Annotated in this window: 17 protein-coding genes; 8 read left to right on the top strand and 9 right to left on the bottom strand. The window is 73.3% G+C overall.

Annotation, left to right across the window (positions count from 1 at the left end):
- Positions 1-336: 336 nt before the first annotated feature.
- The gene (locus tag ACLJWH_RS32530) at positions 337-2,169 is read left to right on the top strand and encodes a peptidoglycan DD-metalloendopeptidase family protein (protein ID WP_411145358.1); all 1,833 of its coding nucleotides are present in this window, start codon (positions 337-339) and stop codon (positions 2,167-2,169) included.
- A gap of 148 nt (positions 2,170-2,317) precedes the next feature.
- Here the strand turns inward: ACLJWH_RS32530 and pcrA are convergent, their stop codons facing one another.
- Positions 2,318-4,819 carry a DNA helicase PcrA gene (gene pcrA, locus ACLJWH_RS32525; RefSeq protein ID WP_411145357.1) on the bottom strand — a complete coding sequence of 834 codons (2,502 nt, stop codon included), beginning with the start codon at positions 4,817-4,819 and terminating at the stop codon, positions 2,318-2,320.
- Between the two features lie 186 nt (positions 4,820-5,005).
- Positions 5,006-5,359 (bottom strand): hypothetical protein, encoded by a 354-nt coding sequence (locus ACLJWH_RS32520; protein ID WP_411145356.1) that lies wholly within the window; start codon positions 5,357-5,359, stop codon positions 5,006-5,008.
- Between the two features lie 418 nt (positions 5,360-5,777).
- On the opposite strand from ACLJWH_RS32520, the gene ACLJWH_RS32515 reads away from it, so the two are divergent.
- On the top strand, positions 5,778-6,902 hold the full coding sequence (locus tag ACLJWH_RS32515) for an NlpC/P60 family protein (RefSeq protein ID WP_411145355.1): 1,125 nt from the start codon (positions 5,778-5,780) through the stop codon (positions 6,900-6,902).
- A gap of 167 nt (positions 6,903-7,069) precedes the next feature.
- The gene (locus ACLJWH_RS32510; RefSeq protein ID WP_411145354.1) at positions 7,070-7,798 is read left to right on the top strand and encodes a GNAT family N-acetyltransferase; all 729 of its coding nucleotides are present in this window, start codon (positions 7,070-7,072) and stop codon (positions 7,796-7,798) included.
- On the opposite strand, the gene ACLJWH_RS32505 is transcribed toward ACLJWH_RS32510, so the two are convergent.
- The 4 genes from ACLJWH_RS32505 to ACLJWH_RS32490 form a co-directional block, all read right to left on the bottom strand.
- Entirely contained in the window at positions 7,788-8,912 is a 1,125-nt protein-coding gene (locus tag ACLJWH_RS32505; protein WP_411145353.1) for an alpha/beta hydrolase, read from the bottom strand. The genes ACLJWH_RS32510 and ACLJWH_RS32505 overlap by 11 nt on opposite strands.
- Before the next feature lie 264 nt (positions 8,913-9,176).
- Positions 9,177-9,902 (bottom strand): LuxR C-terminal-related transcriptional regulator, encoded by a 726-nt coding sequence (locus ACLJWH_RS32500; RefSeq protein WP_411145352.1) that lies wholly within the window; start codon positions 9,900-9,902, stop codon positions 9,177-9,179.
- Between the two features lie 164 nt (positions 9,903-10,066).
- Positions 10,067-11,350: a PspC domain-containing protein gene (locus ACLJWH_RS32495; protein WP_411145351.1), complete on the bottom strand. Its 1,284-nt coding sequence runs from the start codon at positions 11,348-11,350 to the stop codon at positions 10,067-10,069.
- 155 nt (positions 11,351-11,505) lie between these two features.
- Positions 11,506-13,263, bottom strand: coding sequence for a serine/threonine-protein kinase (locus tag ACLJWH_RS32490; RefSeq protein WP_411145455.1), 1,758 nt, complete (start codon positions 13,261-13,263; stop codon positions 11,506-11,508).
- Between the two features lie 836 nt (positions 13,264-14,099).
- Here ACLJWH_RS32490 and ACLJWH_RS32485 point away from each other — a divergent pair.
- On the top strand, positions 14,100-15,593 hold the full coding sequence (locus tag ACLJWH_RS32485) for a PspC domain-containing protein (RefSeq protein WP_411145350.1): 1,494 nt from the start codon (positions 14,100-14,102) through the stop codon (positions 15,591-15,593).
- The gene (locus ACLJWH_RS32480) at positions 15,590-15,796 is read left to right on the top strand and encodes a hypothetical protein (protein ID WP_411145349.1); all 207 of its coding nucleotides are present in this window, start codon (positions 15,590-15,592) and stop codon (positions 15,794-15,796) included. Before ACLJWH_RS32485 ends, ACLJWH_RS32480 begins: the two co-directional genes overlap by 4 nt.
- Positions 15,797-16,050: 254 nt before the next feature.
- On the opposite strand, the gene ACLJWH_RS32475 is transcribed toward ACLJWH_RS32480, so the two are convergent.
- Positions 16,051-17,352: a hypothetical protein gene (locus ACLJWH_RS32475; RefSeq protein WP_411145454.1), complete on the bottom strand. Its 1,302-nt coding sequence runs from the start codon at positions 17,350-17,352 to the stop codon at positions 16,051-16,053.
- A gap of 417 nt (positions 17,353-17,769) precedes the next feature.
- Between ACLJWH_RS32475 and ACLJWH_RS32470 the strand changes: the two genes are divergently transcribed.
- Positions 17,770-18,432, top strand: coding sequence for a hypothetical protein (locus tag ACLJWH_RS32470; RefSeq protein ID WP_411145348.1), 663 nt, complete (start codon positions 17,770-17,772; stop codon positions 18,430-18,432).
- 9 nt (positions 18,433-18,441) lie between these two features.
- The gene (locus tag ACLJWH_RS32465) at positions 18,442-19,200 is read left to right on the top strand and encodes a hypothetical protein (protein WP_411145347.1); all 759 of its coding nucleotides are present in this window, start codon (positions 18,442-18,444) and stop codon (positions 19,198-19,200) included.
- Positions 19,201-19,369: 169 nt separating this feature from the next.
- On the opposite strand, the gene ACLJWH_RS32460 is transcribed toward ACLJWH_RS32465, so the two are convergent.
- Together ACLJWH_RS32460 and ACLJWH_RS32455 are read right to left on the bottom strand one after the other, a co-directional pair.
- Positions 19,370-20,155, bottom strand: a complete 786-nt coding sequence (locus tag ACLJWH_RS32460; RefSeq protein ID WP_411145346.1) for a class II aldolase/adducin family protein — start codon at positions 20,153-20,155, stop codon at positions 19,370-19,372.
- Between the two features lie 253 nt (positions 20,156-20,408).
- Positions 20,409-21,176, bottom strand: coding sequence for a DJ-1/PfpI family protein (locus ACLJWH_RS32455; protein ID WP_411145345.1), 768 nt, complete (start codon positions 21,174-21,176; stop codon positions 20,409-20,411).
- A gap of 100 nt (positions 21,177-21,276) precedes the next feature.
- On the opposite strand from ACLJWH_RS32455, the gene ACLJWH_RS32450 reads away from it, so the two are divergent.
- Entirely contained in the window at positions 21,277-22,266 is a 990-nt protein-coding gene (locus tag ACLJWH_RS32450) for a GlxA family transcriptional regulator (protein ID WP_411145344.1), read from the top strand.
- Positions 22,267-22,341: the final 75 nt, after the last annotated feature.

Here is a 22,341-nt window from a genome sequence, read left to right as displayed (position 1 = left end):
GTGCCGGCAAGCATCGGGTAAGCAACGAACACGGAGCCCACAAGACTCTCCCGAGAGGCCGACGAGATATTTATGAGGTTTTTTCCGACGTACTCATGACGTACTCCCGGCGTCCCCCGAGACCCTTCCGGCGTTCCCCCAAGCCCCTCCCCCCACACACCCGGAATATCATCGAACAGTTTTCGAACGAGGCGCCAAGAACTCGCATCGTGCTGCCGAAAGGCGGCCAAATGCCCGGTCTCACCGAGCCCGAAACCTGCCGGAGATTGTCGGCGTCGTGTACCGCCGGGTACAGTCGCCGCTAATTCTCCTGATGCCGAGGCGAAAGAGAAGTTGGTGAACGACCGTCCCCCACCGGGAGCTCCGCTTCCGACCGGCTCCACTTCCGACGCCTCGTATGCGCAGTACCCGGCCTACGACTCCTACGGGCAGCAGCCGGCCACGCACGGCCATGCCGAGTACGGCAACGGCGACCCTCTCTTCGGTTCGTTCGACGGCACCGGCCGGAACGGCACGGGCGCGTACGACACGGCCCACTACGGCACGGGCGGTACGGACCCCATGGGCACCACCGGCGCCTACCCCGGAACCGCGTACGACACCGGCGCGTACGGCACGGGCGCGTATGCCACGAACGGCTATGCCGGGGGCGGTTACGCCACCACCACGTACGACACCGGCGGACAGCCGGGCGCCGCGGGCCACGGCTCCTACGACCCGTACGCCCACACCGCCTACGGGACACCCGCCTACGACAGTGCGCCCTACGACACCGGCGGCTGGCAGACCACCGGCCACCCCACCGACGGCTACTCCGGCGACGCGTACAGCTCCGGGAGCTACCCCACCGGCCCGTACGACACCGCGGGCTACGGGACCACCGGGGCCTACGGGACCGGGAACTACGCCGCCCCGGACCACCACGCCCCCGGCCATGACCACGGCACCGGCGGCTATCCGGCCGCCGCGGCCATGGAGTCCGGGAGCGCGGCCGGGAGTTACGAGGCCACCGCGGTGTGGGCCGTCGTGGACCGGGATCTGATCCCCGGCATCCCGGCGCAGCCCGGCCCGTCGCCGGACGACACCGTCCTGTGGGACACCACCACCTGGGACGAGCCGGGCCCGTACGGCACCGGCCGGTACGCGGCCGACCAGTTCGAGACCGTCACCCACGAGACCGTCTCCCCCCGGAGCACCGGCCGGCCGGCCGCCTCTCCCCAGCCCGCCGGACAGCCGCGCGAGGGACACGAGCCCGGCGCCGACGACGAGTTCCGCTCGCCTGCCGCCGCCCCGGACCTTCCCGACGCCGCCGACGTCGCCGATGCGATGACACAGGCCATGCCGATCGCCATCGCCGTGCCCGGCCCCGGTGGCACACCGACGGCCGCGCCGGACACCGACAAGGCGGCCCGTGGCCGCGGGCGCCGGCGTACGGTCAAGCGCTCGGCGCTGCTGACCGTCGCCGTTCCGTCGGTCGCCGCACTGGGGGTGTGCGCCGTGGCCGCCGCCTCCGTCTCCGGTCTCGGTGGGGACGACAAAGACGACAAGGGCGGTAGGAGCGGCACGACCACGCAGGCCGCGGCGGACCTCGCGTCCGTCAAGGCCGCCGCGGCCAACAGCAAGCTCGACACCCAGCTCGCCGGACTCAGCCACGGTGCCGACGACTTCGCCGACCGGGCCAGCCGTACCCAGGAGCGGATCGACCTCAAGGCGCGGCAGGTCGCGGAGAAGAAGCGCAAGCAGGAGGAGGCGGCCCGCAAGGAGGCCGCCCGCCCCAAGTTCGCCCTGCCGGTCGCGCAGCACGGGCTGAGCGCGCTCTTCGGCCAGGCCGGAGTCAACTGGATGTCCGTGCACACCGGGATCGACTTCCCGGTCGGCATGGGCACTCCCGTCATGGCCGCCACCGACGGCACCGTACGGACCCAGCAGAACTCCGCGTACGGCAACATGGCGATCGTGACGGCGCCCGACGGGACCGAGACCTGGTACTGCCACCTGAGCAGCACCAAGATCCGCTCCGGCTCGGTCAAGGCCGGTGACACGATCGCCTATTCGGGCAAGTCCGGGAACTCCACCGGGCCGCATATGCACTTCGAGGTGCGCCCCGGCGGCGACTCGCCGATCGACCCGCTGCCGTGGCTGCGCAACCACGGTCTCAACCCCAACTGACCGCCGGACGCACTCACCCGCTGACTGACCGCCGGACGCGCTCGGCTTCCGGCTTACCGCGGACGCACGGGCGCGCGGCGAGTGGCCGCCCAGGGCCGGGACGAGGTCCCGGCCCTTCACCTCCGGCCGGACGGCCGGGCGGGCCGCGCTACAGCTTCTCCACCGGTGCGTACCGCAGAAGCAGCCGCTTCGGCTTCTCGCCGCCGAAGTCGATGGTCGCCTCGGCGTTGTCCCCGCTGCCCTTGACCGCGACGACGGTGCCGAGGCCGAAGCTGTCGTGCGTGACGCGGTCCCCGGCGGTCAGCGAGACGACGGGGCGGTCCTTGGCGCGCCGGGTCGCGAAGCCGCTCGGCCCCTTCGCGCGGGCCGACGACAGGGTGGACCCGATACCGCCGCCGAGACCGCCGCCGCTCCCGCCGCCCGACGAGAGTCCGCCCATCGTGGCGGACGGCGTCGCGGGCCCGGTGCGCTTCCACTCCACGTACTGGTCCGGGATCTCCTCCAGGAACCGGGAGGGCGGGTTGTACGAGGGCTGGCCCCAGGCGCTGCGCATCGTCGCGCGGGTGAGGTAGAGCCGCTCACGGGCGCGGGTGATGCCCACATACGCCAGCCGGCGCTCCTCCTCCAGCTCCTTGGTCTGGCCCAGCGAGCGCATGTGCGGGAAGACGCCGTCCTCCAGGCCGGTGAGGAAGACGACCGGGAATTCCAGGCCCTTGGCGGTGTGCAGCGTCATGAGGGTGATCACGCCGCTGCCGTCCTCGTCCTCGTCCGGGATCTGGTCGGAGTCGGCGACCAGCGCGACCTGCTCCAGGAAGTCGGCGAGGGTGGCGGTGGGGGCGGCTCCCGGCCCGGCGGCCTCGGCGGGGTTCCCCTCGCCCCGGTCCTGCTCGAACTCCAGGGCCACGGCGGCCAGTTCCTGGAGGTTCTCGATCCGGGTCTCGTCCTGCGGGTCGGTGGAGGACTGGAGCTCGGCGAGGTAGCCGGTGCGCTCCAGTACCGCTTCCAGCACGGTCGCGGGACCGGCGCCGGACTCGACGATGGTGCGCAGTTCCTCCATCAGGACGTTGAACCGCTTGACGGCGTTGGCGGAGCGGGCGGCCATGCCGTACGCCTCGTCGACCCGGCGCAGCGCCTGCGGGAAGGTGATCTTCTCGCGCGCCGACAGGGCGTCGATCATCGCCTCGGCGCGGTCGCCGATGCCGCGCTTGGGGACGTTCAGGATGCGGCGCAGCGGGACGGTGTCCTCGGGGTTGGCGAGCACCCGCAGGTACGCGAGGATGTCGCGGACCTCCTTGCGCTCGTAGAAGCGCACGCCGCCGACGACCTTGTAGGGCAGCCCGACCCGGATGAAGATCTCTTCGAAGACACGGGACTGGGCGTTGGTGCGGTAGAAGACGGCGACGTCGCCTGCCTTGGCATCACCGGCGTCCGTCAGCCGGTCGATCTCGTCGGCGGCGAACTGCGCCTCGTCGTGCTCGGTGTCGGCGACGTAGCCGGTGATGCGGGGGCCGGCGCCGGCGTCCGTCCAGAGGTTCTTGGGGCGGCGGTTCTCGTTGCGCTCGATGACGGCGTTGGCGGCGCTGAGGATGGTCTGGCTGGAGCGGTAGTTCTGCTCCAGCAGGATGGTCGTGGCGTCCGGGTAGTCCTCCTCGAACTGGAGGATGTTGCGGATCGTGGCGCCGCGGAAGGCGTAGATCGACTGGTCGGCGTCGCCGACGACGCACAGTTCGGCGGCGGACTCGGCCGGGCCGACGAGTTCGCGTACGAGGGTGTACTGCGCGTGGTTGGTGTCCTGGTACTCGTCGACGAGGACGTGCCGGAAGCGGCGGCGGTAGTGGTCGGCGACGTCCGGGAACGCCTGGAGCAGGTGGACCGTCGTCATGATGATGTCGTCGAAGTCCAGGGCGTTGGCCTCGCGCAGCCGCGACTGGTACATCGCGTACGCCTGGGCCAGGGTCTTCTCGAAGCCGTCGGCGGCGGTGCCGGCGAAGTCCTCCTCGTCGATGAGCTCGTTCTTGAGGTTGGAGATCTTCGCGCTGAAGGACTTGGGCGGGAAGCGCTTGGGGTCCAGGTCGAGATCGCGGCAGACCAGGGCCATCAGGCGCTTGGAGTCGGCGGCGTCGTAGATCGAGAAGGAGGACGTGAAGCCGAGCTTCTTGGACTCGCGGCGCAGGATGCGGACGCACGCGCTGTGGAAGGTGGAGACCCACATGGCGTTGGCGCGCGGGCCGACCAGTTCCTCGACGCGCTCCTTCATCTCCCCCGCGGCCTTGTTGGTGAAGGTGATCGCGAGGATCTGGCCGGGGTGGACGCCGCGCGCGCCGAGCAGATGCGCGATGCGGTGGGTCAGCACCCGGGTCTTGCCGGAGCCGGCGCCGGCGACGATCAGCAGCGGGCCGCCGGTGTGCACCACGGCCGCTTTCTGTTCGTCGTTGAGCCCCTCCAGCAGCGCCGCCGGATCGACGGCGGGGCGGGCGGCGCCGTCGCGGTAGTAGGCGTCCCTGGGCGCGGGCGCGTCGAAGGCGCCGCCGAAGAGGTCGGCGGGGATCTCCTCCGGGGCCGGGCCGTGCTCGTCCTCGGGCGGCGGCGGGGGCTCCTCGCCCGAGGGGCCGAGGTCCGCCAGGAAGCTGTCGTCAAAGAGGCTGCTCATCGCCCACCGAGTCTAGGCCGCCCCACCGACAGTCCGCCCGGGAGTGGTCGAAGTCGGCCTCGGAGCGGCCGGCGGTCCGGGCCCGGCGCCCCGTGGCCGTCCGGTACGTGGCGGTCCGTCCCGCCATGGGGCCGTGGCGGGACGTCCCGCCACGGGGTGTGACGGCCTTCCCCCGCGGCCCGCGGCTCAGGTCCAGAGCACCGCGATGAAGATGTTGGTGACGGTGAGCAGACCGACGGTGCCGAAGAGCGGCTTGGCGATCTTCTGCTCGTCCCGCTTGACGTAGACCAGCGCCAGGATCACCACCAGCAGGGCCAGCTTGATGCCGATCTTGATGTTGTTGACGGTGTGGTCCTGGGACTGGTTGAGGCCGACCAGCACGATGCCGGTGACCAGCATCGTCAGCGCGCCGTGCAGCATCGCCGGCACGAAGCGGGCGCCGTCCCCGTTCATCGCCTTCATCTGGGTGAGGAAGCCGCCCAGGAGAGAGGCGATGCCGATGATGTGCAGCCCGACGAAGATATTGATTACTACGTCCATAGTGCTGGATCGTATCCGCCGCTTAGCACGCGACTTCGGGCAGGGCGCCCGCAATCGCCACTTCGGTCAGGACAGGCCGAATCCGGCGTCAGCGACGGCAGCACCCCGGTCATCCACGCGCCGGTGGCGGTCAGATGCGGACAGTGCCGGGCAAGTGGGTCCTCCGCCGTGACGCGCAGGCTTAGCGTCCTCCTCCAGGCGGTCGACTCCCCGCCGTCGCCGGCCTCCGCCCCGGCGGCCCGGCGGGGACGGAGACCGGCGACAGGAACGGTGGCGGCCCGCCCTCCCCGGTAACGGGCCGCCGCCGGACCACCCCGGATCACCGGGCCACGACGGCTCCTCCCCCGAGCCGCCGCGGCCCGGCCGCACCACCCGCACAGGCCGGATCACCCAGACCGCAAGGCCCGTAGGGAAGGAAGTGACGGCCCTCGTGGCGTCGCACCGCAAGCCCAAGCACCACCCCCGCACGTTCTCGTTCCTGCTCACCGACGGCGCCCCGCGCACCGCCCGGAAGGCCGGCATCGCCCGTACGGCCGCGACCCTGGCGCTCGCGGGCGTCGCCTCCGCCACCGCCTTCGACGCCCCGGCCGACGCCGCGCCCCGCCCGACCCCCGCCCAGGTCAAGGAACGGGTCGACGCGCTGTACCAGGAGGCCGAGGTGGCGACGGAGAAGTACGACGGCGCGAAGGAGCGGGCCGCGGCCGCGCACCAGGAGCTGAGCAGGTTGCAGGACGAGGCCGCCCGCCGGACCGAGCAGCTGAACGCCGCACGGAGCGAGCTGGGCACCCTGGCCGCCGGCCAGTACCGGTCCGGCGGTGTGCACCCCACCGTCCGGCTGCTGCTCTCCTCGGATCCACAGCGCTATCTGGACGGCGCCGCCGTCCTGGAGCGCGCGGGCAGCCACCAGGCGAACGCCATCGCCGGTTACGCCCGCCGGCTCGGCAGCGTCCAGCAGGTCCGCGAGCGGGCCGAGGACACCGCGGAACAGCTGCGGAGCACCGAGGTCACGCTGGCCCGGAACCGCGCCACGATCACCCGGAAGCTGGCCTCCGCCGAGCAGTTGCTGAACGAGCTGACCGCCGAGCAGCGGCAGCGGATGCGGCACGAGGACGGCTCCGACGGGCCCGGGTCCGCGGACCGGGCCGGCCGGTCGTCGTCCGCGCACACCTCCCACTCCGCACCGGCCGCGCCCAATCCCCGTGCCGCACAGGCCGTTTCCTTCGCGTACGCCGCGCTCGGCAAGCCGTACGTATGGGGCGCGACGGGCCCCGCCGCGTACGACTGCTCGGGGCTGACCCAGGCCGCCTGGAAGGCCGGCGGGGTCTCACTGCCCCGGACGACCTACACGCAGATCAGCTCCGGGCCGCGTATCGACAAGTCCCGGCTCGCCCCCGGGGACCTGGTGTTCTTCTTCTCCGGCATCAGCCATGTCGGGCTCTACATCGGCGACGGCAAGATGATCCACGCACCGCATCCGGGCGCACCGGTACGGATCGCGCCGATCAACCAGATGCCGTTCGCGGGAGCCACCCGGCCCGCGTAGCGGCAGTCGCCGGAGGGGCACGGCAACGGACCGGGCGGGAGCAGCGGACGGCACCCTCACCGCGCGTCGGCGCGCCGCGCCCCGGCGCCCGGCAGCCAGCTGTCCGGCCGCCAACTGTCCAGGTAATCCGGTCGCTTGCCCGTTCGGTGTGCCTTACGCTCGGCGGCGTGAGCGCTCCTCCCGTCGCCGTGGGCGGCTCCCGCGCAGAACTGCCGGCCGTCGTACGCGCCTGGGTCGACGGCTGGGCGCGCTCGCGGGGTACGGACGCGCCGCGGGACGTGCCGGGCGGGTTCCGGATCGAGGTCGGGCTGCCGGACCACCGCGCGCGGTACGTCCTGCCGGCCGCGGATGCGGCCGTGCTGCGCGACCTCGTCGGTGCCATCGACACCCCGGGCCTCTGGATCAAGGTCTGCGCACCGCGCGAGGCGCTCGAACCGGCCCTGACCCCCGCTTGGCGGATCAGCGAACCGCAGTACCTGATGGTGTCCGCCCTGGCACCGGTGCCGCCGGCCACCCCGCCGCCCGGCTACACCCTCGACCTCACCGACCACGACGGCATCATCGACGCCCGCGTCCTGTTCTCCGGTTCCGGTTCCGGTGACGCCGTCCCCGCCGCGAGCGGCCGCGCCGCCCTCACCACCGAGGCGCCGGGCACCGCCGCGGACGCCGCCCCGGCCCCGCCGGGCGCCGCCGCCGTCTTCGACATGATCGGCACCGAAGCCGCGCACCGCCGCCGCGGCCTGGGCCGCTTCCTGATGGCGTCCCTGGCCCACCGCGCGGCCGAACTCGGCGCCGGGCAGGGCGTGCTGGTCGCCGGCCCCGACGGCCGGGCGCTCTACGAAGCCCTGGGCTGGCGGCTCCGCGCCCCGGTCACGGCCGCCGTCTTCACGGCGTGAGCTGCTGCCCCAGCCACCGGGAGATCTCCGGTACCTGGTTCCGCCACACCGAGGTCGCATGGCCGCCGGCCCCCGACGAGATCTTTGTGACGGTCACCGTCGTCGGCTTCTTCGCGAGTTGCTTGAGCCCGATACCGGCCTCGTAGCCGTCGCCCGCCGCGCCCGACACGTACAGCGCCAGCCGCGGCGGCTTCCCGTTCGCGTTGGCGGTCTTCAGGATGTGCATCGGGTTCGACTCGGTGCGCAGCTTCGGGTCCTTGCCCGCGAGCGAGTCCTTCTCTATCGCCGGGTCGTTGTAGCCGGACATGGCGACGGCGGCGCGGTAGCGGTCGGGGTGGGACAGTGCGAGCTTCGCGGCACAGTGGGCGCCCGCCGAATAGCCCGCGAGGGCCCAGGAGTCCGGCGTGTCGCCGGCCCGGAAGTTGTCGATGACCATCTGGCGCACATCGACCGTCAGCCAGCTGTCGGCGTTGACCTTCCCCGGGATGTTGACGCACCCGGTGTCGGCGTTGGTGAGCACGTTGGTGCGCGGCGCGACGATGATGAACGGCTTGATCTCGCCGCTCTGCATCAACGGCTGGAGCTGCTTGCCCGCGTCCAGCGAGCCCAGCCAGGACTTCGACGAACCGGGGTAGCCGGGCAGCACCTCGACCACCGGGAACTTCTTGTCCTTGTACGCGGGCTCGTTGTACTGCGGCGGCAGCCACACATACACCTCGCCGCTGACCCCCGAGATCTTGCCGCTGAGGTCGGTCATCTGGACGCCCGGCCCCACCACCGGATCGTCCGCCGGCCGGAACTTCTGGAGCTCCTTGGGCTCGTCCTTGACCTGCCGGCCGCCCATTCCGTCCGGGCCGAGGTCCCTGGCCGCCTCGATGTGGCTGCCGGTGCCGAGCAGATCGTCCCAGGTGTCGTAGAGATTGTTCGCGTTGTTGACCGCGACGAAGACCACCGTGATGGCCGTGAACTGCGCGAGCAGCAGCATCGCCAGCCGGCCGAGACCGCGCAGCACGGGCGGCCCCGCCATCCGGCTCCAGAGCGCGAACGGCAGCACGACGGCGACTATCAGCAGCGCGATCGAGGTGAGGAAGAAGGGCGTGCCCGTCAGGCTCATCGGGATCTCGCTTCCAGGACAGGTGCCGAAGGACGTGGGATGGTTCGGTCCGCGCCTTCGGCGACTGGCCTCTCCGCGCCCTTAGATGGCGATCGGCGTCGTCCTGGTTGCCCGTGGTTGCCCCTTCTTTACCTGTGACTTCCGACCGGTCTTCACCTGCGGCTCCGGTCCGGGTCATGGCCCGCTCAACCGGCACCTGCCGCCCGTGGGCCGCCGGGGAGGACCGGCTCGGCGGCCCCGCCGCGGCGGGCGGGGCGCCGGGGGTCAGACCAGCCGACGGGCCGTCGCCCACCGCGTCAGTTCATGGCGGTTGGAGAGCTGGAGCTTGCGCAGCACCGCCGAGACGTGCGATTCGACCGTCTTGACGGAGATGAACAGCTGCTTGGCGATCTCCTTGTAGGCGTACCCGCGCGCGATCAGCCGCAGGACCTCGCGCTCGCGCTGGGTGAGGCGGTCCATGTCCTCGTCGGCCGGCGGGGCGTCCGTGGAGGCGAAGGCGTCCAGGACGAAACCGGCCAGCCGCGGCGAGAAGACCGCGTCGCCGTCGGAGACCCGGAAGATGGCGTCGACCAGGTCGGTGCCGGTGATGGTCTTGGTGACATAGCCGCGGGCGCCGCCGCGGATGACACCGATGACGTCCTCGGCGGCGTCGGAGACGGAGAGCGCCAGGAAGCGGACGGGGCGGTCCGCGTCGGCCATCATCGAGGCGCTGCGGCGCAGCACCTCGACACCGCCGCCCCCGGGGAGGTGGACGTCCAGGAGGACGACCTCGGGGCGGGTGGCGGCGATGACCGTGAGCGCCTGGTCGACGTCGGCGGCCTCGCCGACCACCTCGACACCGGTGCGCCCGGTCTCGCCGATCTCGGCCTGGACGCCCGTACGGAACATCCGGTGGTCGTCGACCAGCACGACCCGTACGGTCCGTCCCCCGTCCGTACCGCTTCCGGCACCGTCCTGCTGTGCGCCGTGCTGTGCGCCGTCGCTGCTCATCTCGTCCGTCCGTCCCTCGGTGTCTGCGCCGACATCATCCCGTGCCCCGCTCCGCCATGTCTCCACCGGTCCGTGCCGCGGCCCGCCCGGCGCCGCCCGTCAGCCCGCCCTGCGGCGCGGCCCTCGCCGGATACACCGGACAGGGCGGCGGCCGCGCCGGCCGGTCATTCCGTGCGCTCCATTTCCAGCTCGACGACGGTGCCGCCGTCGGGGGCGGAGCGCAGCCGGGCGGTGCCGCCGTTGCGCTCCATCCGGCCGATGATGGATTCCCGTACGCCCATCCGGTCCTCGGGGACCGCGTCCAGGTCGAATCCGGGGCCGTGGTCGCGCACCGAGACGAAGACCGTACGGCCCTCCACCTCGGCGAACACCTGCACGGCGCCGCCCTCGCCACCGTACTTGGCGGCGTTGACCATCGCCTCGCGGGCGGCCTGCATCTGCGCGCCGAGCGCCTCGTCCAGCGGGCAGTCGCCGACGACCACGACCTCGATGGGGACGCCGTGATGGTCCTCGACCTCGGCGGCCGCCGCGCGGACCGCCTCCGCCAGGGTGTCCGGCTGCTCGTCCTCGTCCTTGCCGCGGCCCTCGGGTTTGTAGAGCCAGGCGCGCAGCTCGCGCTCCTGGGCGCGGGCGAGCCGGGCGACCTCGCGGGGGTCGTCGGCGTTGCGCTGGATCAGGGTGAGGGTGTGCAGAACGGAGTCGTGGACATGGGCGGCGACCTCGGCGCGCTCCTGGGCGCGGATACGCATCAGCCGTTCCTCGGAGAGGTCCTGGGTGATCCGTACCAGATAGGGGCCGGCCAGCAGCGCGATACCGACGATGACGGCGAGCGACGCTTGCAGCACCGAGCCGAGATGCCGCACCGAGCCCTGGAGCACGACGATGCCGGTGACCCCGGCGCCGACCAGCACCACCCCGACCGCGCCGCGCAGCACCGGCAGCAGGTCCTTGCGGCGGCCGAGCTCCAGCCACTGGGCGCGGCGGGCGTTGTCGGCCTGACGCCACACCACGGCGACACCGGCGGCGATCAGCAGCACCGGCCAGAGATAGCCGTTGGCCTGGCCGAGCTGGAATCTGGAGGCGACGATCGCGGCGCCGATCAGCAGCGCGATCAGCGCGAAGAGCTGTCCCTTCTCGGGCTTGCGGCCCAGCAGCCGCCGCTTGTCGTCGGGCGATGCGGCGCGCTTGTCCTCGACTCCGCCGACGCCGAGCGGAACGAAGAACCAGAAGGCGGCGTAGAGCAGCGCGCCCATGCCCTCGGCCATGAAGAGGGCCACGAACACGACCCGGACCCAGGAGACCGGCAGCCCGAGGTGTCCGGCGAGGCCGCGCGCGACGCCACCGAGCATCCGGCCGTCGGCGCTGCGGTAGAGCTTGCGCACGGGCGGATCGTCAGGGGCTGGTGCCGCGTCGTAGATCGTCTCGGCGCGGGGCGGCGCGGTGGTCATGTCCCCGATCGTCACATGCGGCCGGGGCCCGTCGCATCAGGGGCGACCCTGAGGACGCCCCTGACCTTGCGCCGGACGGCTTCCGGGGCGCGGCCGGTCCGCCGACGGCGCCCCGGATACCCGCCACGGGCGCCGACGGGCTCCGACGGCACGCCTCAGCTCGTCGGCACCGTCTTGCGGAACCCGTCCTTCACCTGCGAGAAGATCTCTTCGGACTTCTTCCATGTCGCACTCGGCGCGGACACGTAAATCGCGTACTCCTTGCCGCCCTCGTGGCCGAACCCGAGGTCGATGCCCCGGTACTCGCGGGACTTGCCCTGGAAGGTGAACTCCCAGATCGCGGCGGGTTCGCCCTGGAAGACGGTGTCCTGGAGCCGCAGCCGCTTGTACGCCGGGTAGCGCTCCTTGAGGTCGGTCTCGACCTCCTTGAAGTGCTGCACCTGGTCCGCCGTGGCGAAGTCCAGGACGTTGATCGTCAGCTCTGCGATCTCCGCGTCCGAGCTGTAGGTGACCTGCCGGCCGCTGTCCTTGACCTCCCGCTTCCAGCCGTCGGGCACCGGGAAGGAGATGCCGAGCGTCGGCTCCTCGGCGAGGTGGTAGCCCCTGGGGAGGGGCGGCGGCGGTCCGACGCTGTTCCGCGGGACGCCGGGCGGCGACGGGGTGGCCTTGCCGCTGCCCTTGCCGTTGTCGCCGGTGGCGCTGCCGTTCGCCGCTTCGTTGGACACGTCGGAGCCGTCGCGCTGCATCGTGTACCAGACCACGCCCGCACCGCTTCCGGCGGCCAGTACCCCGACGACACCCCAGACCATGGCCCTGCGGCCACGGCGCTTACCGGGCGGCAGGGCCGCGGGCAGCGCACCCGTACGGTCGGCGGTGGCGGACTCCGCGACGCTCCCCGCCGTGACCGCCGTCGGAGCGGTCACGGCCCCGGTGGCCGCGCCCGTTCCCGTACCGGTGGTGGCCTCCCGGCCCGCGCCCGCCCCGGTACCGGCCGCCGTCCCCGTACGCGTACCGGCGTCCGGTGCGGTCTGCTGCGCGTCCGGGCGCGGTACCGGGCGGGTGGCCGTCTCGGGTGCCGTGGGCTGCTCCGGCCGGCCGCGGCCCACCGTCCCCAGTGCCAGCGTCGGCCAGCCCATCAGCGCGGTGTCCGCCTCCGCCTCGGCCGCCCGCAGCGCCTGTTCGACGACCTCGGCCGTCGGCCGGTCCGCCGGCTCCTTGGCGAGCAGCGCCTCGATGAGCGGGGCCAGCGACCCGGCCTTGAGCGGCGGCTCCAGCGGGTCCATGGCGATCGCGTACGCCGTCTCGACGGCCGTGTTCTTCCGGAACGGGGGCCGCCCCTCGACCGCCTGATAGAGCGTCGCGCCCAGCGCCCACAGGTCCGAGGCGGGTCCGGGGGTGCCGCCCTTGACCCGTTCCGGCGCCAAGTAGTCGATGGAGCCCACCAGCTCGCCGGTCTTGGTGAGCGTGGAGGTACCGGTGGCGACCGCGATCCCGAAGTCGGTCAGCACCACCCGGCCGTCGTCACCGAGCAGCACATTGCCCGGTTTGACGTCGCGGTGCAGCACACCCGCGGAGTGCGCGGCCCGCAGCGCCGCGATCATGCCGCGCCCGATCCGGGCGGCCTCCCGTGGCAGCACCGAACGGTCGGCCCGCGCCGCTGCCTTGATGGCGTCGCCCAGCGTCGTGGACGGGACGTACTCCATGACGATGCACGGCAGCCCCTCGTCGTCCACGACATCGTGCACGCCCACCACATTGGGGTGGTTGATACGTGCCGCGGCCTGCGCTTCCCGGGTGGTGCGCTCATAGCGCGTGGCGAGTTCGTCCGGCTGCAACTGGGGTGACACATGCAGTCGTTTGACCGCGACCTGACGGCCGAGCACCTCGTCACGGGCCCGCCAGACGGTGCCCATACCGCCCTGGCCGATCCGTTCCAGCAGGCGATATCGCCTGGCGACCAGTCGTCCTTCGTCCACCGACGCCGCCTCCGTCACCGCACGCCCCTCCGGAAACCCGTACGTATTCAGTGCGTAACGATAGTCGCCGAACCCGCCGGATCGGCCGTCGGCCACCGCTCGCCGTCACACCGCTCCCTGGTCGGCGGCCCGGCTCGGGGCGGGCTGTCGGCGGGACACGGGGCGTTATGTGAACCCGCGGGGGATATGGGGACACAGCGGGGGCGGCGGTGGCCGTGCGAAACGGTTCGCGGAACCCGGAGGGCGGGACGTGGTCCGAGGACGGGCAGGAGCGGGTGGCCGGGCGTTTCGGGGGCGGATGGGCGGGCGTATCGGCGATCTCAGTGGGTTCGGTGGGCTCGATGGGCTCGGTGGGCTCGGTGGTCCCAGCGGCGAGCCTGGGTGTCAGGGCCCGGCCGAGGCGTCGGGGCCAAGATGCCGGGGCCGGGGCCAGGGTCTGGGCCTGGGCCTGGGCCTGGGCGGGCCCAGCTGTCGGTGCGGGCCCGAGGGGCCGAGGGCCGGGGCCGAGGGCCGGGGCCGAGGCGTCGGGGCCAAGATGCCTGGGCCAGGGCCAGGCGTCGGAGGCCCTGAGCCTGGGCGGGCCCAGCTGTCGGTGCGGGCCCGAGGGCCCGAGGGGCCTGGGCAGGCCCGAGGAATCTGACGCCGGTGGCGGCGCCGCCCGCCCCTCGGTCCTGGCCCCCACCCCTTACCCCTTACCCCCCAGCCCGGATCTCAGGGATCTGCCAGGGTTTCCACGGATTCCGGGATTCCGCCGCGCTTGTCACCATGGGTCCATGAACGATGCAGCCCACGCCGAGGACCCGGCGCCCGCCGATGCCGCCGGTCCCACCCCGCCGCAGTCACCGCTGCCGCCGCTGCGCCGCAGCCGGCGGCAGAAGGTGGTCGCCGGGGTCTGCGGCGGGCTCGGCCGGCAGTGGGATCTCGATCCGGTGATCTTCCGGATCGTGCTGGCCGTCCTCGCCGTGGGCGGCCTCGGCTTCATCGCCTACGGCTTCGCCTGGCTGATCATCCCCATGGACGGCGAGGAGGAGAACGAGGGCCGCAGGCTGCTCTCCGGCCGCGTCGAGGGCTCCGCGCTGACGGCCCTGCTCCTCGCGCTCATCGGCTGCGGCCTGTTCCTGACGACGGTCGGCAAGGGCAGCGCCATGTCCTTCGCGATCATGCTGTCGCTGACCGTGGGCGGTTCCGCCTACTGGTCGCGCCGACGCCGCCAGGCGGAGGCCGACGGCCTGGAGACGATGGACGCCGCCACGGCCCAGGCCGTCGCCGACGCCCCGCCCGAGACCAAGGCACCCCCCACGCCGAACAGCCCCTCCTGGTGGCGCGACCCCCGCTCCAAGGAGGCGATGGCCGCCAACGCCTATCTGTGGGGGCCCGAGAGCACCCCCCTCGACATCACCTACACGTTCGAACACGGCGCCGGACAGCCCGGCCGCCCCGCCGAGCGCGGCGAGCGCGGCGCTCCGCCCGGCGCGGGCCGGCCTCCGCACCCCGCCGGCGCGCCGCGCAGGGTGGCACGGGCCGGCCGCCCGATCGGCGGCTGGACGTTCCTGCTGGCCCTGCTCACCGGAACCGCCACCGCCCTCGCCGTCGCCCGGTACGCCGGCCCCACGGTGTCCTTGCAGGCCGGGCTGGCAGGTGCGCTGGTCGTCCTCGGCCTGGGCCTGGTGCTCAGCACCTGGTTCGGCCGGACGGGCGGCGGCACGGTCTTCATGGTCGCCCTGACGTCCCTGCTGCTCGCGGGCGCGACGGTGCTCCCCGACAACCTCACCACCCACTGGCAGTACCGCTCCTGGACCCCGACCAGCCTCGCCGCCGTCCAGCAGCGGTACGACGTCGGCTCCGGGGAAGGCACTCTGGATCTCGGCTCGCTGGCCATCAAGGACGGCCGTACGGTCCGCACCAGCGCGGAAGTGGGCGCCGGCCGACTGAAGGTGACGCTGCCGCCAGGGGTCACCATCAAGCTGCGGACCTCCATCGGCCTCGGCGACATCCAGATGCCCAACGAGGCGTACGACAACGTGGACTTCACCGCGGGCAGCCGGCAGCGGACGGTCACCCTGCCGCCCGACGGCCTCGCGAAGGGCGAGAAACCACGCGGCTCCCTGGACCTGACCCTCAAGGTCGGCGTCGGCCAGATCGAGATCCAGCGCGCCACTTCCGGCTCCCCGGGCACCTCGTCCGCCCCGGCCTCCCCGTCCGCCACGCCCAGCGGTCCGGCCGGTACCCCCTCGACGGCCCCGACCCCCCAGGGAGCCCCTTCATGAAGCGCCACCCCTTCGAACCGGCCCGGCTGATCTCCGGCCTCACGGCCATCGTCGTCGGCACCGGCTACGCCCTCGACGCCCTCGGCATCTGGCGTGCGCCCGGCCACTGGCTGCTGCTCGCCGTCCCCGTCGGTCTGCTGCTCTCCGGCATCACCGCCGCCGTCTGGGCGACCGTCCGCCACCACCGCCCGCAGCGCACCTGACGTGTCCTGAGTTCCCTGCCGCGCCCCGGACGCCTCTCGCCCCCGCGGCCCCGCCACAACGCCCGCGCCGCGGCGGCGGGACGGCAACGGCAGGACGGCGGCGGCACAGGGCGAGCAAACCCCTGAGGCAGGCCCCGTAGCCCCTCAGGCAGGCCCCTGCCCTCGGACGGCGCCCGCGCCCAGGCGGGTCCCGGTCCCGGCCTGCTGCCCGCCCTCCCGCCAGGTGCCCGCCACCGGCGACGTCCTCACCGGCCTCACTCCTGCACGTCGATCGGATAGGCGGCCGTCTCCACCCCCGCGGCCGTGACCACCCGTACCTCGACCCGCCCCGGCTCCACATCCACCGGTACCGGCACGGTCAGGACCCCGTCCGTCGGATTGGCGAAGCCGCCCGCCACGGGGACCAGGGGCACCGGGACATGCACCGCGCCGATGCGTACGACGGTCCTGGCGAGCCGGTCCGGTGTGCCGGCGCCCGGCGGGAGAAAGCCGGTGCCGCGGATCTCGATGTCGTCGCCGGTACGGATCGGCGCGGCGAGATCGCCCAGTTCCCGGGCGCGGACCACCGACAGGATGACCGGACGGCCGCCCTCCGCCGCCTTCCCGGCCAGATAGACCGCCCCGGAGAGAGCCACCAGCACCACCAGCCCCCATGACACAGCGGGCAGTTGAGTGGGCCGGACGGCCAGCCGCACCAGTGCGAAGACCACCACGACCGCGTTCACCAGCACGTACTGCGCGTCCGTGAGGCTGGCGCGCCCCGCATCGTCCGCCAGCAGGTCCACCGCCCCCGGACGTTCCGCGGGCACCTTCTGCAACCGTCCCGCCCGGATCCGGACAGCCACCACCCGGCGCGCCACCACCGCCACCCCGCTCACGATGAACAGCACCGCCAACAGCGTCTGGGCCTGGGGAAGTTCGAGGCCGACGAGAAGATGGTTCCGGGTACGTCCGCCGGTCGCGGCGGCCAGCTGGACGGCCGCCATCAGCACCGCGTACAGCGCCACGGCCACCCAGACCGCCGCGACCACGCGCGAGGTGGACAGCCGCCGGTCCTCGCCGGTCAGTGGCGCCAGCACCCCGCCGTGCTCGCGGTGCCACCAGGCCACCGCCGTCAGACCGAGCGCCGCCACGACGGCCGCGGCGAGACCCGCCGTACGCGCCACCGTCCAGCCCGCGCCGATGGCGGTCAGCGCCTGTCCCAGCAGCAGCACCGCGACCCCGGCCCACACCGCCGGCAGGGTGCGCCGCCGCACGGTCACCAGCCAGGCGGTCCGCTCGACGGCACCCCGCTCGGCCAATGCCCGTGCGGAGAGTGTCAGTTCATCGGAAACCCACTGCCGGGCGGCCCCGGCGGAGTGCGCGAGCCCGGCCGGCACTCCGCGCCCCGCCGCGAACTCCTCGCGTAGCGCGACGAACGCGGCGACCGCCCGCCGGTGCCCCTCGCGGGTGCCGTGCGGGCACCGTCCGCACAGACACGCGCCGCCCTCGCCGCCCGCCGCGCCGCCCCCCGGCTCGCCCGTCCCGGCCACCCTGCCTGCCGCATCAACCGACACGTCCGCTACCGCCCCGCCGCCACTCGTCGTCAACTTATCTTCTTTGCGGGCGAATTGTGCCTCACACAGCGGCCTCACCCCCTAAACGTCCTGCTGACAGGGGGTACGGGCGGCCGCGATCGGTTGACCTGGCAACCCCGCGCCGCGAACCCGTACACGCACACCGCAACGGCAACCGCCCACCGGACCGAACCGCTTCCCACATTCGGGGGAACCGGCCGCGCGGCGCGGCTGACCGGCACCCCCGCGGCACAGGATCTCGGCGTGAGTGGAAGACACACATCGATACACACATCGATACGCGCATCGACGCGTGCGACGACGCCCGCAGCACCCTCCGCATCGACACCCGTGTCGGCGCCCATGTCCGCGCCCGCGTCGGCATCCGCATCACCGCGCGCACCGATCCGCGCACCGATGCCCGCAGCCCGCCGCGCACCCCTCCGGATACCCCTACGCCCGCCGCGCCGGCTGGGGTCGGCGCTCGCGGTCGCCGCGTGCCTCGCGCTCATCGCGCTCGCCGAGGTCGCCGCGCCGGGCCGGGCAGCGTCAGCGGTGGCGGCGGCGTACGCGGGACGGACCGGAGGCGACAACTGCGCCTTCGCCGGGCGGGGTTCGCCGCCCGTGCCGCCGACCGGGTTCCCCCTGCCGCACGGCTGGCACTTCCCCTGTACGAAACCGGACCCCACCCCCACCTGGCAGCCCTCACCGCCGCCGCCCGCTCCCCCGCCGCGCCCGGCCCCCACCCACGCGCCCCGGCCGACGCCGCACGCCCCACCGCCACCACCGGACCGCCCCCTCCACCCCGCGCCCGCGCCCCCGCGGCCGAGCCCGCGCGCCGCCGCGCCATCCCGCACCCCTCGCCCGCCGGAATCCGCCCCCGCGCCCACTTCGAAGCCCGCTCCCACCCCCGTCCACCCGCTCCCGGACCGCTACGCGCCGGTGACCCGTCAGCCGCACGCCGGGCACTCCATGGTGACCACGACCTTGCTGATCACCACCCCGGCCATCCTGGCCGCCGCCGCCCTGCGCCCCCGTTCGCGTTCCTCGTCCGGCGCCGCCGGACGCCGTTCCCCGTAGGAGGTCCTCATGTCGCAATGGCTGGTACTGGGCATCGCCATAGCCTCGGTCTGCGGTGTCGTCCTGCTCATCATGGTGCTCAAGCAGCGCCGGATCGGCGACGACGACGATCCGTCCGACACCCCCGATGTCATCGAGTACATGACGATGATGGTCGGGGTGGTGTACGCGATCGTCCTCGGCCTCGCCATCGCCGGTGTCTGGGAGGCCCGGGGCACCGCGGAGGACACCGTGCGGACCGAGGCGCAGTCCCTGCACGAGATCAGCGCACGGGCCCGCGCGTACCCACCGGCGGTACGCGATCACCTCCGCGCGGACGTCGACGCCTACGTCTCGTACGTGGTGCGCGAGGAATGGCCGGCGATGGCCGACCGGGAAGAGGTCACCCAGCGCGGCACGGACCTGCTGGCGCAGGTACGGGCCGATGTCACCGACTACCACCCGCGCAACGACTTCGAGGCGCGTTCCTACCAGCCCCTCACGGATCAGCTCGCGGTGGCCGACGGGGCCCGTACCTACCGCGCCGACAACGCCGGTTCGACGCTGCCCGGTGTGGTCTGGTTCGGGCTGATCACCGGTGCCGTGATCACCATCGGTCTCATCTTCGCCCTCCAGATCCGCCGCTCCGGAACGGAGTTGCTGATGGCCGCGGTCTTCAGCACCCTGATCGCCTTGCTGCTCTTCCTGGTGTGGGACTTCGACGCCCCGTTCACCCGGGGGCTCTCCGCGGGCCCCGAATCCTTCACCGGCCTCTTCCCTCATCTCTGAGGCCGTGCCGCCGTCCATGAGGCCGTCGCGCTTCCCGTAGCGGCGGGGAGCGTGCGGTGAGCACCCGCCGTCGGCCGGTCCGTACCGTCGGCCGGCGGCGTACACCGGCCCCTGGCCCGATCCTCGTCGCCGGGGCGGGGCAGGGGCCGGAACGCCGGGTCCGCCCCCGCTAGTCGAAGAGATCCGGCTCGCTCCGGGCGATGTGCTGGTACAGCGGCTGGTAGTTGATCCACGCCACCAGGTCGCTGCCGAGCTGCTCGCGGGTACGGACGGCGTCGTGGTGGCCGATCGGCACCGGACTGCCCGCGGCCCTGGCGGTCAGCTGCACCTGGCAGGACCGCTCCATCGCGATGAACCACCAGGCCGCCGCGTCCACCGAATCGCCGACCGTCAACAGCCCGTGGTTGCGCAGGATCACGGCCTTGTGCGGCCCGAGCGCGGCCGCTATCCGGCGCCCCTCCTCCTCGTCCACGACGACGCCCGTGTACCGGTCGTAGAGCACATGCGCTTCGTAGAAGGCACAGGCGTCCTGGGTGATCGGGTCCAGCAGTTCCCCGAGGGAGGAGAGCGCCCGCCCGTAGGTGGAGTGGCTGTGGACCGCGGCGACGGCGTCCGGGCGGGCCCGGTGGACCTGCGCGTGGATCACGAACGCCGCCTGGTTGACGTGGTGGCGGCCCTCGACGACCTTTCCGTCGTGGTTGACCAGGATCAGTTCGCTCACCGTGATGTGCCGGAAGGCCATCCCGAAGGGGTTGACCCAGAAGCAGTCGGTGAACTCCGGGTCCCGGACGGTGACATGGCCCGCGACGCCCTCCTCGAAGCCCAGCCGGCCGAACAGGCGCAGCGCCGCGGCCAGGCGTTCCTTGCGGTACTGCCGCTCGCCCTCGACGGTCGCGTGGCGCGGCGGCATCGCGAACCGCAGCTGCTCGATGGGCACGGGCGTCGGTTCGGGCATCTCGGCTCTCCTCCTGGCAGTACGGCACGGCCTGGCCGTACGGGTCGCGGCCGCGGCACGGCCGACCCCCGGCCGGCTCGCGGCTGACTCACCGCGCTCGGGGCGGAAGCTATCCCCCACCGCGCGAGGAGGCCAGAACTCCGGCAGGCCCGGATGGCGGCGGGCCCGGACAGCGGCCCGGCCGACCGTCCCCGCAGGCCCCCGCCGGGCCCGTACGGCCCGGTCCAACTGAGCCGTACGGGCGGTGCCGCGCCTACGACACCAGCCGGGCGCCCGGTTCCCGGCGCCACACCGAGCCGCGGCGCTCGTGCTCCAGGATCCCTTCCAGTTCCACCGCGAGGTCGGCGCCGAGTTCGCGCTGGACCATCCAGAGGGCCAGGTCGATCCCCGAGGTGATCCCTCCGGAGGTGACGAGGTCCCCGTCGTCCACCACGCGGGCGTCGCGCAACAGCGCGCCCTGGGCCCGCAGGGTGTCCTTGACCTTGTGGTGGGTGGTGCAGGGGCGGCCCCGGGTGAGGCCGGCCGCGGACAGCAGCAGGGCGCCGGTGCACACCCCGGCCAGGGTCAGCCCGGGGCGGCGGGCGGCCGTCAGGGCCCGGGGCAGGGCGCCCCGGCGGATCTCCCGCAGCACTCCCGGGCCGCCCTTGCCGTCACCGCCGCCCCCGGGCACCACGAGGATGTCGGCCGAGCCCGGCGACCAGCCGTGGCCGACGGCGATCCGGGTCCCGTAGACGGCCGTCACCGTCCGGGGCCCGTCGAGGGTGACATAGCGCGTCTCGACGGCGCCGCCGAACCGCTGCGCCCCCGAGAAGACCTCGTACGGGCCGATGAAGTCCTGTTCCTCCACGCCGTCGAAGAGCAGGACCTGTACGCGCAGCGGTCCGCGCCGGGGCCCGCCCGTCCCGCCCGTGACACCGGCCCGGGGTGCCGGCCGGCCGGCCGCGGCGGCGCTGCCCGCGGTCCCGAACGCTCCCGCCACCGCGACCGCCGGTGCCGACCTCAGAATGTCCCTGCGACGCACTGTTCCTCCTCGTCCCCCTCTGTCCTTGCCGGATCAGCCTCGCTCCCGGCCACGGTCCGCCGAAAGTGGCACGCATGCCGCCGTGCGATAGGTTCTGGCCATGCACACCGTCGCCGTCCTCGCCCCCGACGGCGTGTCCGGATTCGACCTCTCCGCGGCCTGCCAGGTGTTCGCCAGCGCCCGGCTGCCCGATGGTTCGGCGGCCTACGAGGTCAGGGTGTGCGCGACGGGCGACGCCACCTCCTACGCGGCCGGTGTCCCCTGCTACCGGCTGCAAGCGCCGTACGGTATCGCCGACGCCGCCGACGCGGACACGATCGTCGTCCCGGGGATCGGGGACACCGCCGCCGAGCCGCCCGCCGAACTGCTCGCCCTGCTGCGCGCGGCCGCCGGGCGCGGGGCGCGGGTGGTCTCGATCTGCACCGGGGCCTTCGTCCTGGCCGCGGCGGGGCTGCTGGACGGACTGCGCGCGACGACCCACTGGGCCCTGGCCGGCCGGCTGGCCGAGCGGTACCCGCGGATCGTGGTGGACCCCTCGGTGCTGTTCGTGGACAACGGCCGGCTGCTCACCGCGGCGGGCGCCGCCGCGGGGCTGGACATGTGCCTGCACCTCGTCCGCGCGGACCACGGCGCGCGGGTCGCCGCCGAGACCGCGCGCCTGGTGGTCATGCCGCTGCAACGCGGCGGCGGCCAGGCCCAGTTCATCGCGCACGCGATGCCGGAGGACGGGGACGCGGGCGCGAGCCTGCAACCGGTCCTGGAGTGGATGCAGCGCAATGTGCACCGCGCGCTCACCCTGGACGAGATCGCCCACCAGGCGCACCTGAGCGTACGCAGCCTCAACCGGCGGTTCCGCGCGCAGACCGGCACCACGCCCATGCAGTGGTTCCTGCGCGCCCGGATCCACCACGCCCGCGCGCTGCTGGAGTCCACCGACCTCCCGGTCGAGCAGGTCGCCGCGGCGTCCGGCTTCCGGTCGCCGGTGACCCTGCGGCTGCACTTCCGGCGCCAGGTGGGGACGAGCCCGGTGGGGTACCGGACGGCGTTCCGGCCCCTGGCCCACCCGGCCGCCCGGCCGCAGCCCGCCTGACGGATCTCCCCCACCCGCCACGGCATACGCCGACGCCGCCGCTCAGCGGGTGAGCGACGGCGTCGGCGGGGCGGG

Source organism: Streptomyces sp. x-80 (assembly GCF_046549095.1).
GTDB classification, from domain to species: domain Bacteria; phylum Actinomycetota; class Actinomycetes; order Streptomycetales; family Streptomycetaceae; genus Streptomyces; species Streptomyces celluloflavus.
Note: the sequence above shows the minus strand (reverse complement) of the source record. Positions and strands in the feature narration are given on the sequence as shown.

Coding starts and splice junctions, on each gene's coding strand:
- pcrA (WP_411145357.1), bottom strand. CDS start 4,819: ATGAGCAGCCTCTTTGACGACAGCTTCCTGGCGGACCTCGGCCCCTCG.
- ACLJWH_RS32520 (WP_411145356.1), bottom strand. CDS start 5,359: ATGGACGTAGTAATCAATATCTTCGTCGGGCTGCACATCATCGGCATC.
- ACLJWH_RS32505 (WP_411145353.1), bottom strand. CDS start 8,912: ATGAGCCTGACGGGCACGCCCTTCTTCCTCACCTCGATCGCGCTGCTG.
- ACLJWH_RS32500 (WP_411145352.1), bottom strand. CDS start 9,902: ATGAGCAGCGACGGCGCACAGCACGGCGCACAGCAGGACGGTGCCGGA.
- ACLJWH_RS32495 (WP_411145351.1), bottom strand. CDS start 11,350: ATGACCACCGCGCCGCCCCGCGCCGAGACGATCTACGACGCGGCACCA.
- ACLJWH_RS32490 (WP_411145455.1), bottom strand. CDS start 13,263: ATGGGCACCGTCTGGCGGGCCCGTGACGAGGTGCTCGGCCGTCAGGTC.
- ACLJWH_RS32485 (WP_411145350.1), top strand. CDS start 14,100: ATGAACGATGCAGCCCACGCCGAGGACCCGGCGCCCGCCGATGCCGCC.
- ACLJWH_RS32480 (WP_411145349.1), top strand. CDS start 15,590: ATGAAGCGCCACCCCTTCGAACCGGCCCGGCTGATCTCCGGCCTCACG.
- ACLJWH_RS32470 (WP_411145348.1), top strand. CDS start 17,770: ATGCCCGCAGCCCGCCGCGCACCCCTCCGGATACCCCTACGCCCGCCG.
- ACLJWH_RS32465 (WP_411145347.1), top strand. CDS start 18,442: ATGTCGCAATGGCTGGTACTGGGCATCGCCATAGCCTCGGTCTGCGGT.
- ACLJWH_RS32460 (WP_411145346.1), bottom strand. CDS start 20,155: ATGCCCGAACCGACGCCCGTGCCCATCGAGCAGCTGCGGTTCGCGATG.
- ACLJWH_RS32450 (WP_411145344.1), top strand. CDS start 21,277: ATGCACACCGTCGCCGTCCTCGCCCCCGACGGCGTGTCCGGATTCGAC.